Source organism: Chryseobacterium gleum (assembly GCF_900636535.1).
GTDB lineage: Bacteria > Bacteroidota > Bacteroidia > Flavobacteriales > Weeksellaceae > Chryseobacterium > Chryseobacterium gleum.
Genome location: NZ_LR134289.1, coordinates 557,809 through 572,675, shown reverse-complemented (window position 1 = coordinate 572,675; position 14,867 = coordinate 557,809). Strand labels below are relative to the sequence as shown.

Below are 14,867 nucleotides of genomic sequence, written 5' to 3'. Positions count from 1 at the left end.
TTAATTTGTTTATTTAAATAACTGAGGAAGAAAATCATTCAGATAGGTTCTCCAATTGCTCCACGTATGACCGCCTTCGGATTCTACGTATTGATATTTGAAGTTCATCTTATTGAGTTTTTCACGGTATTCTGTCACGTTTTTGTAGAGAAAATCTGTTTTTCCGATGGCAATCCAATACAACTTGTACGAATTGGTTTGCTGGGTTTTCAGTTTTTGATCTAAATTCTGATAAACAGGACTTTTCTTTTCATCAGGCGGAAGAATTGCCGGAGAAAACAGCCCTACATAATCAAACGTTTTCGGCAGATTGGCAGAAATATACAAGGAATGGAATCCTCCCATTGAAAGCCCGGCAATTGCTCTGTTTCCGGCGTCTGATTTTACCCGGTAATTATGCTCTGTAAACTCCATGATTCCTTGAAATAGTTTTCCATATCACCGCTGAAAATATCTGGTGTTTTCATATCGATTTTATAAAAACCTTTCGAAGATTCGCCCGGCGCGGCTGAATTGCTTGTATGGCCGTTTGGCATTATAACAATCATAGGTTTTGCTTTTCCCTGAGCAATCAGATTATCCAGAATCTGCGAAGCTCTTCCCAAGGTCATCCATGCTTCTTCGTCACCCCCCATTCCGTGTAGCAGGTATAAAACAGGAAATTTTTCTTTTGAATTTTCATATCCCGGAGGGGTGTACACCGTTAATCTTCTGTCTTCTTTTAATCCGCTTGATTTGTACCATCTTTTGGAAACTGTTCCGTGCGGGACGTTCTGAACCTTGTAATTTTCAGATTGTTTTCCATCAATAAAAATCATACTCATCACTGATGAAACATCACGTACCTGATAAGAGTTGTTAGGGTCATTGGCTTTTACCCCATTCACAATAAAAGAATAGGTATAGATATCAGGGGCCAGATCATCCTGAGAGAAGGACCAGATTCCATCTGCATCTTTTTTTAATTCTACGGTTCCCGGTTCCCAGCCTTTTCCCGGCATCCAGTTTCCCTGGAGTTTTACTGTTTTCGCCTCTGGTGCACGAAGGCGGAATGTCACGCTTTTACCTTTGATCTCCGGTGAAATTATTTCTTTCTTTCCGCTGAAATCAAGGCTTTCCTGGGCAAACATTAATGAACCCAGCATTAATGAATAGATTGTGAATTTGATTTTCATATTAAATTTTTATTTAACCACAAAAGTCACAAAAGCTTCAAGTCTAAAATTATAATTCTAAAAGTTCATAAAATTGAAAATCAAAGATTTTCAAAACTTAAGGGATCTTAAAAAAAATTAGCATTGAACTTAAAATAACTAAAATGCTAAAACCTTTTGTGACTTTTGTGGTTAAAAAGTTAATCAGTTTTTAATTCAAAAATAAAATTCTGAGCCTGTAAAATACAGACCCGGAATCATCAGTTACCTTTTATATTTTTCTGTTCTCGCATCTTTAATCACGCCGGACCAGTTCATTCCGTATCCGAAATCATAGTTATGGCCTTCAGAATCTTTATGGGTTTCCATATCGTAAGGAACATCTTCTTTTTGCTTTTCAACAGTTGCCATATTCGCAGGCATCTGAAGCGGAAGTAATCCTGATGGTTCATATTTTCCGGTTACGATATCTACAACCGCCTGATTGGAAACATTAAAATTCATCAGAATGGCATCAGCATGCTTTTCAAATTCGTTGAAAACCATCGGTTTTGAAGCTGTTACAGAAACAATGACAGGTTTCCCGTTCATGGCCTTGTAAGTATTTTCAATGGTCAGCAGATCTGTAAAGTTGGTAGCGGTTGATGTTTTATTTCTGAATGTCCTGTCGTGTACATTCGGGGCTACAACCGGGTCACCTGCTGCAATACTTTTCTCACGGGCTTCAGTTGCTGTATAGGTTTTGTATTGAAGAGAAATCGGAAGATATCCGTTTCCTCCTTCTGCAGCATCAATATCGCTGTAACCACCTTCTTCACTGTGCGGACTTTTCACAAAAACCAATGCGAAATCAGCTTTAGCGGGATCTTCGGTTACGTTATAATGTTTTTTGATTTTTTCGATGTCAACAGGATAATCCAGCGAAGGAGCCGTGTAAATTCCCCACCAGTTAAATGTTGCCGGAGAATATCTCTTCGGAATGTAAACTGTTTTTCTTTCTTTGATAGGAAGAATATTGGATTTATTTTTCAACATCACGATCGATTTTACCTGAGCCTCATACCCTGCTTTCATAAATTCAGGATTACCAACTATTTTTTTGGTTTCTTCAATGTTGACGTAAGGATTTTCAAACAATCCTGTTCTGAAGAAATTTCTCAGCAAACGAACGGCAGACTGTTCAAATTTTGCACGATAAGCTTTTTCACCATGTTCTTTCACTCCCATCTGATAGGCTTCCAAAACTGGTCCCTTATCATTATTGCCTCCGAATTGATCAACGCCGGCTTCCAGCACTTTGTAGTGACGTTCGGCAATGGATAATTTCTCAGCACCCCAGGGTTTTCCTGCAAATCCTCCCGGAGTTTTGGGTTCATCAGCGGTAATCAGCCAGTCGGTACACACCACACCATCGTATTTGTATTTCCCACGAAGTAAGTCTGTGATCAGATATTTGCTGTAACCGTTCCCAACATTCTCCCCGTTTTTCGTATCCTGATTAAAGCTGATTGTATAATACGGCATTACCGCAGAAGCTTCTTTAGTTCCTCCGTTTAATTTGAAAGCACCTTCGGTAAAAGGTTTTACGTGATTCTGGAAATTATTTCCCGGATAAACCGCGAATTTCCCCATTGCCCAATGCCCATCACGGCCGCCTTCTTCAGGGCCGCCTCCCGGCCAGTGCTTTACCATGGCATTCACACTTTTATTACCCCAACCGTTTTTGCTTCCGATGGTTGTCTGGAAACCATCAATATACCCTCTCCCCAAATCAGCTGTCAGTTCCGGACTTTCAGAAAAAACGTAAGCGATCCTGTACCAGCGAGGCTCTGTTCCCAGGTCGATTTGGGGTGATAAAGCTGTGGAAATTCCCAATGCTCTGTATTCCTGAGCAGCAATATTTCCGAATTTCCTGACCAGTTCCGGATCAAAAGTTGCACCCATTGCCAGGCCATCCGGCCAAAGTGAAATCTGCCCGCCTGCACCTTCATTAAACTCAGCCGTTACGGTTGCAGAATGTCTCGGGTCTGTACTGTTGTTGGCTGGAATTCCCAATCCTAAACCTTCAATATAAGCCTGGATATTGTTGCTCCATTGGGCTGCAATTTCGGGAGACTCAACAGTTGTTACCAAAACATGGCGCAGGTTATCTTCTTTTAAGAATTTCTTTTGCTGGTCTGTTAAGTCCGAGGCTTTTGCCCCGCTTTCTCTATACAGCTTTCCGTTATATTTACCTGCCCGGAAACCGTCTGCAGGCGCAGGGACAGACTGATGGCCGCTGTACAGCATTAACCCTGCAATCTGTTCGACGCTCATTTTTGAAGCCAAATCTTTCGCTCTTTCGTCAACGGGAAGTCTCCAGTCTTCGTATTGATCAAGCTTTCCGTTTCTGTTTAAATCTTTGAATTTATTTCCTCCAATTGTAAGAATTTTCACCCCTGAATCTGCAGAATACCCTAAAACAGGACCTTTGGGATTCGTCACCAACTGAATATTCTGTGAAAATGCTGTTACTCCTAAAAATAATGCAGCAATATTTAAAACCGTCCTTTTCATTGTTTATATTTTAGAAATTGAAGTTTACTGATAATTGACCTGTCAATGGCATAATGTACGTTCCTGTTAACAGTTTTCCGTAATACGGACTTGCATCTGTAATCAATTCAGCTCCATTGATGGTTCCACTGGCTCCTCTTTGGTTCAGGAAGTTGATCACCGTTGCACCTATGTTAATGTTTTTGTTTACGGTATAGCTTACTCCCCCGAAAGTTTCCCATCTCGGTGCAAAATATAGTGCATTGGTAAGATTCGCGTATTGTTTGGAGAAATATCTGAAGCTCGCCCAGAATCTCCACTTGTCAATAGAATAACTTGGATCGATTTCCATTAAAACTTTAGCAACGCCTAATACATTGTTGTCGTTATAGTCATAATCTTTTCCGAATGCATTGAAATTAAATTTCTTATACACAGGATTCTGGAAAGTAACCAGGTAATGTAAATTGAATCCTTTGAATGGTTTTAAAACAAAATCCGTGGTCCAGCCCAGGGTTTGAATATCATAATAAACGGTTGTGGTTTGCGCCTGAGAGCTATTTGCAGGATTTACCAGATTATATCTGTTAAGGTTGTTATTTTTCTTCAGATAGGTAGCCTGGGAAATCAACTGAATCCAGTTGGTATTCCAGAAAACTCCAAATGCTCCCAACGGGCTTTTAATTTTATTGGTATTGGGTTCAAAAGCCTGGGAATAACTTTCCAGTCTTCTGTTTTCTTCTGTGTACAGGAAGTTGGCTAAAACCCCGAAGTTCTTGGTAATGTTGTAAGTTGCGTTCAAACTTCCTGCAATCTGGAAGAAACTTTGACTGATATGATTAAACTGACCCGGATCTGTAAAACTAAAACCAATAGTCCTTGGAGTCAAAGAATACTCTCCGTCAATGATGTGATTTCTCAAATGTAAACCATAGCTCAGATTAAAGTTGTCGGTAACTTTCCATTCATCAATACCATACAGTGAAAATTTATTCTCTGTTCCGCTATGGTATTCTCCGCCTGCATTGTAATTGTAAAAACCGTCAGAATCAGTATTCGGACCGATCAAACGTTGAGGCTGCGGTTCAACAGTCTGGAAGAAAAAAGTACGGTTGGACGTATATTTGTTGACGTGATAATATTGCTCCAACGCTCCAAATGTCAAATTATGATTTCCTACCTGCTTGTTCAGAGAAAAACGTCCTGCAATGCTGGTAATCGGGGTTTCCGGCGTATACATTCCTAAAGTAGTTCCTACCTGCCCTGAATAAGCCTGGCCGTTGGAAGCCAAAGTATATCCTGCTGAAGAATCTGCATTGAAAATACTTAAAGGAATCATATTGGACATTTTCACTTTTGAAAAATGCGCTCTTGTTGAGAATTTGAAATTCCATCCGTTGTTCAAAAGATAATTACCAAAAATATCAATGTTATGAGATTTAGACCTGTTATCATCTCCACTCATAGATGCCCAATAATAATTTCCTGTAAGAATATCTTTGACCTTCATCTGTCCGTCTCTTACTACATAAGAATCTCTTCCAATTTTGAAATTATCTAGCTCTGTTACTTTTCCGTTTTCCCCGTATTGGAAAACAGCATAATTGGTTATGCTATACGAATCTGCATATTTGTAAAGTGCGGTAATCTGTCCTTTATTGTCGTTAAAATACTTGGTTACCCCTGCTCTGAAAATTTTTGTTTCATCAGCATTTCTTGCAAATCCTAATTTATAGGTACTTGGATCATAGTTGGCAAAAGCTCCTGCGGTATACGTCCAGCCATTTTTAGAAATAGGACCTGAGACATTGACATCACCCTGTAACCAGCCAAAATTACTGGTGGTAAATTTGCCTTTGATCTTAAGATCTTTAGTTCCTGTCTGCGAATATGAATTGACGGCAAAACCAAGATCTCCTGTCGTATTGGCCAACTGGTCCATTTTTAAAAGTCCCGTTCTTTCCAGTCCAACACTTTGCCTCCATGTTTTATTGGGCAGTTCGGGCCAGAAAAAATAAACAACTGGCAGATCATTTTCGAGAATTGTTATTCCTCCTACTGTAGAAGGAAGACCAATATTGACATCGCGGGGGCTGGTATTATTGGCAGCATTAAGCATCACATTTCTGTTGTTGTCTTCTTTGGAGGAAGTGATCGTTTTTTTCTTTAAAGCTAAGCTGTCGGCTTGCTGTCCAAATACTGCTCCACAAGAAAACATAAGCAGTAAAGTGGAAATTCGGAGTTTTGAGTTTTTCATAATGATCAATTAATCTGTTTTTTGTTTGAATTGTGTAATGAAATGATGAATTTCAGATAGGTAACTGATTTAAAATTAAACAAATAGCTAACTGGATTTTATCCTTGTAATTTTTGACATCCCATGATATTTTTAGTTGCTTCATAATGAAGCGACTCAATATTACATTCTTTTTTTGATACAGGCAAATGAATGTTAAAAAAATATTAACATTATACTAATATATTGATTATCAATAAATTATAATCAATAAAATCAAAATAAAATGATAAAAAGATCATTATTTACCCGGAATTGTAAATTATATGTTACCAAAAAGTAATGCTAAAAAGCCTGAATATTTGCTACTTCCTTAATATCACCTTAACTTTGTTCAGCAAGAAGAATTAAAAATAAATATGAACTCTCGTCAACAGCTTTTAGAAAGATCAACAGAAGCCTATCAGTTATACCTTCCTCATATTTCTATCGATACTGTCATCTTCGGATTCAGTGAAAACGAACTTAAAGTGCTGGCTATAAAGATGAAGTTTAACAAACAATGGTTTCTGCCAGGCGGCTACCTGAAGAAAGAAGAAAATATTGATGATGCAGCGGTAAGAATTTTAAGCGAGCGCGCCGGTGTTACGGATATATTTCTGGAAGAGTTTTCCGTTTTTGGAAAGAATGGCCGAAGTGAGGAAGTTTTCAGTGATTATGATGACAACTTGTGGCATAAGCAAAGGTTTATTTCAATTGGTTATTATGCATTGGTAAACTATCATGACGTTTCTCCAAAAGCAGATGAACTGAGTGAAGAATTTGAATGGCTCGACGTTAATAACCTCGATCATTATCAGATTACTATGGACCACAAACAGATTATTTTAAAAGCTCTGCTGACACTCAGGGAACGAATAACCTACAAGCCAATCGGCTACAATTTACTGCCGGAGAAATTTACCATGACAGAATTGCAGCGATTGTATGAAACGATTTTAGGAAGAAGTCTGAACAGGGGTAATTTCTACAGAAAAATAAAGAACCTGGGAATTTTAACCAAGCTTGATGAGCAACGAAAAGGAGGTGCCCATAAAGCACAGGATCTCTATTCCTTTAATCAGGAAAATTATGTAAAGGCACTGGAAAATGGAGTAAACAGCTGGTAACGATGAGAAATATATGTGAATAGTAAACACAATATAAAATCATTACCAGAAGTTTTTCTGGCTTGCAATCCTGTTTCCTGTTTTTTTAAGTAGATTATGCTTCGTCTTTGGTATTTTTGACAAGCCCTATCCCGGAAAAGAAGAATATGAGTCCGAGAACTCCTATAACGCCCAATGTGATGTAAGCAGCACTTTTATTGATGAGCTCATATCCGGTATAAATTAAACCTGCAATTCCCAGAATAGTCAATATAGTTCCAAATGTTCGTTTAACGTTCATAGCCTTAATTTTTTATTGTTAAAAATCTAGTTTAAAATTTGTTCTCTTTATATAGCTCCATCAAAAACTGATCTAAGGTATTTTTTAAAATTGGTTCCTTTTCCCCAATATAGATTTCAAATATTCTCCTGTAATAGAGTATTTGTTTCTATGAATATATCAAACCAATACATTACGTGTAAAAAATTGCAAAAACCAAGCCGTTTAGTGAAAAATATACTTCTTGCAATACAATAATAAGTTTAACAATATGCAAGCCAGATTCTCTTACATTATTTTCCATCAGTTGAAAATTTAAGCAGGTACCACACTGCGACAGATTTTGGCCGGATGTTTGAAATCATATTACAGGTTTCGAGATTTTCATTAGAATATAATCAACAACATTTATGGTCATTATCAATAGTTTTGAAGAATATAAGGCATTTGAAGGTAAGTTAATCGGTGTATCAGACTGGCATACCATTGATCAGGAGCAGATTAATAAATTTGCTGATGCAACATTGGACCATCAATGGATTCATATCGATCAGGAGAAAGCAAAAAAAGACTGTCCCTTTAAGTCAACAATTGCCCATGGCTATCTGACTCTGTCACTTATACCCTATTTATGGAAGCAGATAGCGGATGTTAGAAATGTAAAAATGGAAATTAATTATGGCATCGAAAATTTCAGATTTGGGCAACCTGTCCTTGTAAACAACCATGTACAACTGCAAGCCTATGCAAAATCTATCTGTAACCTGAGGGGAACTGTAAAAGTGATTGTTGAGGCAAAATTAATTATTGAAGGTGAAACAAAACCTGCCTATGTGGGCGATGTTTTATTTCTTTATCATTTTAATAATTCTGATTAAATAAAAGGCAATTCAGCCTAGAATAGAAACTTTTCTCTTATTACTTATCGTTTTATTCTATTTTTATTCAATAAAAAGACATAAATATTTGCAGGTTTCATTTAAATACTTACTTTTGTACCGCTTTAAATAATTCGGGGGATTGGCGCAGTTGGCTAGCGCGTTTGACTGGCAGTCAAAAGGTCACGGGTTCGAATCCCGTATTCTCCACAGAGTGTAAAATTTTTAAAACGCTTAAAAATCTACAAAAGAGCTGTAATTAATTACAGCTCTTTTGCTTTTTTGATAATTATCATTACTCTAAATTAAGTGGAAAATCATGGCATTGTTATTCTTTGAAAAATTCAACGCCACAATATCTAAACAAGGGAAAATAACACTCCAATTCATTTTGCCTTCTTCATAGCTTGTTATGCAAGCATATAAGATTGACAGTATCAGAATTAAATATCAAACTCTTACATTAGAAATTGCTGTGATCTCTTTTAAGTCCAACTACTTATATCTTATTTCCTTCTACTTTTTGTCTTCTTCATAAAATTCTAAATCTTTTACTTGTCTGCAGTGATAATAAAGTTATTTAAAAAATCAAAAGATCACAATAGTAAAAATTTATACTTTATTTTAAATAATGATAAAATAAAGTACTAATTTTATTGCAAATAAATTCAGTTATGCAAGAAAAATCCAATAACACAAAGGAAAAAATAGTTGAACTATACGGTGACTATCTTTTGAAATATGGAGAAAAACCGAAAAACATTTATCTGTTCGCTAAGGAAAATGATTTTGAAGAAAAAGAATTTTATCACTACTTCGCGGGGTTTGAACAAATTGAAAAAGAAATACTGAATCATCTTTTCATAAAATCATGGCAACTTTCTTCTGAAATCAATTTTTCAGACCAGTTGGCAACCAAAGAAAAGCTTCTGAATGTCTATTATATTTTCTTTGAAAACCTTACCATGAACCGATCATTGGTATTATTGATTTTAGGAACTGATAAATTTCAAAAAATTAAGGTGCTTAATAGCCTGCGTGAAACGCATAAGGAATTCATCAGTACTCTGAATTTTGATAAGTGGGAAATCATTGAGAAAGCGAAACAAGATATTCAAAAACTCAGCGAAAAAACGAGATATGAAGCTCTTTGGCTTCATTTAATTTCCTCTATTGAGTTCTGGATAAAAGACACTTCCCCTGATTTTGAAAAGACAGATATTTTCATCGAAAAGACTATCGATACGGGTTTCACACTTATGGATAATGAACCGTTAAAGAAGGTATTTGATCTTGGCAAATTCCTTTGGAAAGAAAAATTTACCATAAGCTGATGATAGTTTTTATTCTCCTGGCTTTTAATAAAGGCGTCAGAGAAACAGCTGTAAAATAATAAAAAAATACCTGACAGAAATTAAAATGAAAACATTAGATAAAATTCCCACAGGAAAAATTGAACGCACGGGCAGCCTGTTGAAAGCAGGTGCGAAAGTGGGTGTCAACTACCTGAAATATTACGGAAATAAAATCACGAAAGATGAAGAAAAAGCTCGTAAAATTCTGAATGAGAATAACGCAACAGATATTTACGATTCTCTGAAGGAATTAAAGGGCTCTGCCCTGAAGGTGGCCCAAATGCTGAGCATGGAAAAAAACATTCTTCCGGTAGAATATGTAGAAAAATTCTCGCTTTCTCAGTTTTCGGTCCCACCACTTTCCGGTGCTCTTGTGAAGAAAACATTTAGAAAATATTTTGGAAAAAATCCTGAAGATCTATTTGATGCGTTTTCTTCTGAATCTGTAAACGCGGCAAGTATAGGACAGGTTCATACTGCCAGAAAAGGCCATCAGAAGCTGGCTGTTAAAATTCAGTATCCGGGAGTGAGAGAAAGCATTTCCAGCGATCTGAAAATGGTAAGGCCCATCGCAATGAAAATGTTCAACATAAAAAAAGAGGGTTCTGAATCTTATTTTCAGGAAGTAGAAGACAAATTGTTCGAAGAAACGGATTATAATCTAGAGCTTATCAGAAGCCAGCATTTTGCGGAAGAATGCAGCCATCTTCCGAATTTAAAATTTCCTAATTATTATCCGGAGTATTCTTGCGAGAAAATTATTACAATGGACTGGATGTCGGGAATCCACTTTTCGGAATTTACCGGAAAGAACAACTCTCAGGATGATCTGAACAAAATTGGGCAGACCCTTTGGGATTTTTATATGTACCAGATGCATATTCTGAAAAAAGTGCACGCAGATCCGCATCCCGGAAATTTTCTGATTTCTGATAATAAGGAAGTACTGGTGATCGATTTCGGATGCATCAAAGAAATACCGGAAGATTTTTACATTCCCTATTTTGAGCTGGCAAAAGAAGAAAATCTTAAAAACCCTAAGATCTTCCGCGAAAAACTATATGCATTGGAAATTCTTCGGCAGGAAGATTCATCACAGGAAAAAGAATTTTTTGCCCAACTGTTTTACGAATTATTGGAATTATTTACAAGACCTTTCAATCAGGAAAAATTCGACTTTTCTGATGAAACATTTTTCCGGGAAATTGCCGATCTCGGGCAAAGGTATACCAAAGCCAGTGATATCAAAGGAATGAATACCAATCGAGGTTCGAGACACTTTATTTATCTGAACCGGACGTTTTTCGGTCTGTATAATATGATGCACGATCTGAAAGCCAAAGATGTGGTAATCAATCATTATAGAAATTATTTAAGGCCTTAAAATATGCCAGCCAAATTACCGTCCAAAATCTGTGAAGTTTGCGGATTGCCTTTCAACTGGCGGAAAAAGTGGAAAAAAAACTGGGATGAAATAAAATATTGCAGCGAAAGATGCCGAAAAAACAAAAAATCAACATCCTTTGGTTCACCAAAGACCTGAGAACTCGGGATTCGGAATCATTATACAACATCATGCAGGAAGATCTGCCTTTTCTTGCGGTGTTTGTTTTTGACTCTGATCTTTTTGCCCAAAAACAATTCGGTTTCAGAAAAATCGGAAAGTACAGAGCCCGGTTTTTACTGGAAAGTATTGAAGATTTAAAACAAAGATTAGCTAAAAAAAATATTCCGTTGTTAGTACGACAAAATAAAACGGAAAATGTTTTTGAAGAAATAGCTAAAGAATTTGAAATCGTAAAAATTTTCTGTCAGCAGGAATGGACAAAAGAGGAGACCGACCTTCAAACGAAAATTCGAAAAACGGTTCCCTATGCGTTTTGGGAAAAATCTTATTCACAGTTTTTACTGCATCCTTTTTTTGTCTGTAAAGTGTTGGATAAAATTCCGGACCTTTTTACCACCTTCAGGAATAAGATTGAGAAAAACCTGCTGATTCGTCCAGAATTTGAAACGGAACAGCTGATCTGCTATAAATCTGAAATTCATTTCGAAAGCGATAAAATTACGCTCCGGTCTTTAGGTTTTGAAGATTTTGACACAGATGCAAGAAGTGCTTTTCCCTTTCCGGGAGGAGAAACTGAAGGCTTAAGACGTTTACATTCCTATTTCCCGGAAACCCAACATCTGAGCAGATATAAAGAAACGCGGAACGGCCTGGTGGGGACGGAATACAGTTCAAAATTTTCGCCATGGCTGTCCTGCGGAAGTCTTTCTGCTGTGACAATTTATCACGAAATCAAACGGTTTGAAAAAAAGTTCGGCAGCAATGAGTCAACCTATTGGCTGTTTTTTGAGCTGCTTTGGCGGGATTTTTTTCGCTATGTTTCCTTACAGCATAAGGATTTGATTTTCCGAAAAAAAGGGATTACCCATAGACAATATTCGGCATCCCATCATCAGGAGCTTATCCGAAAATGGAAAAATGGAGAGACAACCTCCGATTTTGTCAATGCCAATATGATTGAATTACAAAAAACAGGCTGGATGAGCAACAGAGGAAGACAGAATGCAGCCTCCTATTTCTGCAAAACGTTGAATCAGGATTGGAGAATAGGGGCTGCTTATTTTGAGGAAATGCTGATTGATTATGATGTTCACAGCAATTACGGCAACTGGATGTATCTCGCAGGAGTAGGAAACGATAGCCGCAACCGGACTTTTAATCCGGAAAGGCAGGCAGAACTCTATGACCCCAAACAGGAATTCAGAAGACTATGGCTAAAAATGTAAAACATACCGCTCAGCTAATTTTTCCTCATCAGCTTTTTGAGGACACAGATTATCTTATCAAAGATCAACCTGTATTTTTGATAGAAGAATTCCTGTTTTTCAGGCAATATGCCTTTCACAAACAGAAAATTGCCTTTCATCGCGCAACGATGAAATTCTATGAAGATCACCTCAAAAAATCAGGATTTGAAGTTGAATATATTGAAAGTTCATCGAAATACTCAGACATCAGGAACTTAATTCAGAAACTTGAAAAAGATCATTTTAAAACGATACAAACAACAGATGTTTGTGATCATTGGCTGGAAAAAAGACTGAAGGAAACAAAACTGAACCTCGAAATGCCGAACAGTCCTCTTTTTATAAACACTCAAGAAGACCTGAAAGATTATTTTGAAGGAAAGAATTTGTATCACCAGACCGACTTTTACAAGCAACAGAGAATCACCCGGAACATTCTGATGAAAGGAGGAAAACCTCTGGGTGGAAAATGGACCTATGATACGGAAAACCGAAAGAAGTATCCGAAAAATAAAAAAGCACCTTTCATACATTTCCCGAAAAACAATGAGTATTATCAGGAAGCGAAAGCATATACGGAAAAATATTTCTCCACAAATTACGGCACCCTTACTGATGAACAGCTCTACCCTACCACTTTCAAAGAAGCTGAGCAATGGCTGGAGCAATTTCTGGAAATGCGTTTTCCTGAATTTGGCATTTACGAAGACAGCATCGTAGAAAAAGAATATTTTCTGCACCATAGTGTTCTTTCTCCTATGATGAACGTGGGACTTTTAACAGCAGAGCATGTTTTGGAAAAAGCCATTTCATTCGCCAGGGAAAATGATATTCCGGTGAATTCGGTGGAAGGTTTTGTGAGACAGATTTTAGGATGGCGAGAATTCGTTCGCGGTGTTTATCTTTATCAGGGTGTATATCAGCGGAATAAAAATTACTGGCAACACAAGCAGAAACTCCCGGAGTCCTTTTATACCGCCCAAACAGGAATCAGGCCGGTTGACAGTTCAATTCAGAAAATTCTGAAAACTGGTTATGCACATCACATCGAAAGACTGATGATTTTTGCTAATCTGATGAACCTTTGTCAAATTGATCCTGATGAAATATACCAATGGTTCATGGAAATGTTCATTGATGCTTACGATTGGGTAATGGTTCCGAATGTGTATGGTATGAGCAGTTTTTCAGACGGAGGCAAAATGAGTACAAAACCCTACATCAGCGGCAGCCATTACATCAAAAAAATGAGCGATTATCCCGATGGGGAATGGGCCGGCCAATGGGATGCACTTTTCTGGAACTTCATCAATGATAACAAGGAGTTTTTTGCTAAAAATCCAAGATTGGGAATGATGCTGAGAACGTTCGAAAAAATGCCTGAAGAAAAACGGCAACAGCATATAAAAACAGCAAAGGAAGTTATTAAAAATCTGAAATAATGAAAAAAAAATTCAACATACAGGAAACAGACCGGATTATTGAGATGGCCTGGGAAGACCGTACTCCGTTTGAAGCTATAGCATTTCAGTTTGATATCAGCGAATCCGAAGTGATTGAACTGATGCGTACTGAATTAAAAGAATCGAGTTATAAACTTTGGAGAAAGAGAGTGAATTCCGGAGTGAGCCAAAAACACCTGAAAAAACGAAACCAGGAAATCAACCGCTTTAAATGCAGCAGACAAAGGAGCATCAGCAATAATAAAATTTCTAAAAGATAATATAATAATCATGAAAAATATAATCATCGTAGGATCCGGAAAGGGAATTGGGCTGGCAACGGCAAAAATCCTCTCCGAACAAAATAAAATCATAGGAATTTCCAGAACGGAAAACCCTGAACTGAATCATCCTAATATAGAGTTCCATCAGATGGATATTCTTTCCGGAAATTTAGATGAAATTACTTTTCCTGAAGTGGTAGATGGATTGGTTTACGCTCCCGGAAGTATTAATCTTAAACCGTTTAACAGGCTCTCCATAGATGATTTCAGGAATGATTTTGAAATTAATGTTGCAGGAGCCGTGAAAATTATTCAAAAACTTTTGCCGAATCTTAAAAAATCTGAGAGTGCTTCTGTGGTACTCTTCAGTTCTGTGGCGGCGAAACTGGGAATGCCATTTCATACTTCCATTGCAGCCAGCAAAAATGCAGTGGAAGGCCTTACCAAAAGTTTAGCAGCGGAATTTGCAGCTCAGAAAATCAGGGTCAATGCCATAGCTCCTTCTTTAACTGATACTCCGCTCGCCTCAAACCTCTTATCTACTCCTGAAAAAAAAGAAGCAGCGGCTAAAAGACATCCTCTTCAAAGAGTTGGAACTGCGGAAGAAATAGCGGAAATGACTGCATTTTTGGTATCGGATAGATCTTCCTGGATTACCGGACAGATTTTTGGAATAGACGGTGGTATGGGAAGTATAAAACTTTAAGATAAAAAGATATATTTTTTAGAGTAAATTTGTGC

General features: G+C 37.3%; 14 protein-coding genes and 1 tRNA gene. 10 read left to right on the top strand and 5 right to left on the bottom strand.

Annotated features, from left to right (window positions below; translation table 11 throughout):
- Positions 1 to 9: 9 nt before the first annotated feature.
- The 4 genes from EL165_RS26450 to EL165_RS02580 all read right to left on the bottom strand — a co-directional run bounded on the left by EL165_RS26450 (position 10) and on the right by EL165_RS02580 (position 5,946).
- Positions 10 to 414 (bottom strand): alpha/beta hydrolase, encoded by a 405-nt coding sequence (locus EL165_RS26450; RefSeq protein ID WP_198418448.1) that lies wholly within the window; start codon positions 412 to 414, stop codon positions 10 to 12.
- Positions 384 to 1,175: an esterase gene (locus EL165_RS26445; RefSeq protein ID WP_198418447.1), complete on the bottom strand. Its 792-nt coding sequence runs from the start codon at positions 1,173 to 1,175 to the stop codon at positions 384 to 386. Before EL165_RS26445 ends, EL165_RS26450 begins: the two co-directional genes overlap by 31 nt.
- Positions 1,176 to 1,418: 243 nt before the next feature.
- Positions 1,419 to 3,710: a glycoside hydrolase family 3 protein gene (locus EL165_RS02585; RefSeq protein WP_002979723.1), complete on the bottom strand. Its 2,292-nt coding sequence runs from the start codon at positions 3,708 to 3,710 to the stop codon at positions 1,419 to 1,421.
- A gap of 10 nt (positions 3,711 to 3,720) precedes the next feature.
- Complete coding sequence (locus EL165_RS02580; protein ID WP_041461497.1) at positions 3,721 to 5,946, bottom strand: TonB-dependent receptor; 2,226 nt, start codon at positions 5,944 to 5,946, stop codon at positions 3,721 to 3,723.
- A 398-nt stretch (positions 5,947 to 6,344) separates the two neighbouring features.
- Between EL165_RS02580 and EL165_RS02575 the strand changes: the two genes are divergently transcribed.
- Entirely contained in the window at positions 6,345 to 7,094 is a 750-nt protein-coding gene (locus tag EL165_RS02575) for an NUDIX hydrolase (protein WP_002979725.1), read from the top strand.
- A gap of 94 nt (positions 7,095 to 7,188) precedes the next feature.
- Here the strand turns inward: EL165_RS02575 and EL165_RS02570 are convergent, their stop codons facing one another.
- Complete coding sequence (locus EL165_RS02570) at positions 7,189 to 7,374, bottom strand: hypothetical protein (RefSeq protein ID WP_002979726.1); 186 nt, start codon at positions 7,372 to 7,374, stop codon at positions 7,189 to 7,191.
- A 389-nt stretch (positions 7,375 to 7,763) separates the two neighbouring features.
- Here EL165_RS02570 and EL165_RS02565 point away from each other — a divergent pair, with 389 nt between their 5' ends.
- The 9 genes from EL165_RS02565 (at position 7,764) to EL165_RS02525 (ending at position 14,832) form a co-directional block, all read left to right on the top strand.
- Entirely contained in the window at positions 7,764 to 8,231 is a 468-nt protein-coding gene (locus EL165_RS02565; RefSeq protein ID WP_002979727.1) for a MaoC family dehydratase, read from the top strand.
- A gap of 136 nt (positions 8,232 to 8,367) precedes the next feature.
- Positions 8,368 to 8,441 (top strand) — tRNA-Ala (locus tag EL165_RS02560).
- A 464-nt stretch (positions 8,442 to 8,905) separates the two neighbouring features.
- Positions 8,906 to 9,565 (top strand): TetR family transcriptional regulator C-terminal domain-containing protein, encoded by a 660-nt coding sequence (locus EL165_RS02555; protein ID WP_002979728.1) that lies wholly within the window; start codon positions 8,906 to 8,908, stop codon positions 9,563 to 9,565.
- A gap of 85 nt (positions 9,566 to 9,650) precedes the next feature.
- The gene (locus EL165_RS02550; RefSeq protein WP_002979729.1) at positions 9,651 to 10,970 is read left to right on the top strand and encodes an ABC1 kinase family protein; all 1,320 of its coding nucleotides are present in this window, start codon (positions 9,651 to 9,653) and stop codon (positions 10,968 to 10,970) included.
- Positions 10,971 to 10,973: 3 nt separating this feature from the next.
- Entirely contained in the window at positions 10,974 to 11,129 is a 156-nt protein-coding gene (locus EL165_RS02545) for a DUF2256 domain-containing protein (protein ID WP_081457769.1), read from the top strand.
- On the top strand, positions 11,081 to 12,379 hold the full coding sequence (locus tag EL165_RS02540; RefSeq protein WP_002979730.1) for a DASH family cryptochrome: 1,299 nt from the start codon (positions 11,081 to 11,083) through the stop codon (positions 12,377 to 12,379). Before EL165_RS02545 ends, EL165_RS02540 begins: the two co-directional genes overlap by 49 nt.
- Positions 12,364 to 13,842 (top strand): cryptochrome/photolyase family protein, encoded by a 1,479-nt coding sequence (locus EL165_RS02535; RefSeq protein ID WP_002979731.1) that lies wholly within the window; start codon positions 12,364 to 12,366, stop codon positions 13,840 to 13,842. The genes EL165_RS02540 and EL165_RS02535 overlap by 16 nt, the downstream gene beginning before the upstream one ends.
- Positions 13,842 to 14,123 (top strand): TIGR03643 family protein, encoded by a 282-nt coding sequence (locus EL165_RS02530; RefSeq protein ID WP_002979732.1) that lies wholly within the window; start codon positions 13,842 to 13,844, stop codon positions 14,121 to 14,123. Before EL165_RS02535 ends, EL165_RS02530 begins: the two co-directional genes overlap by 1 nt.
- Positions 14,124 to 14,133: 10 nt before the next feature.
- Positions 14,134 to 14,832, top strand: coding sequence for an SDR family NAD(P)-dependent oxidoreductase (locus EL165_RS02525; protein ID WP_002979733.1), 699 nt, complete (start codon positions 14,134 to 14,136; stop codon positions 14,830 to 14,832).
- Positions 14,833 to 14,867 lie beyond the last annotated feature (35 nt).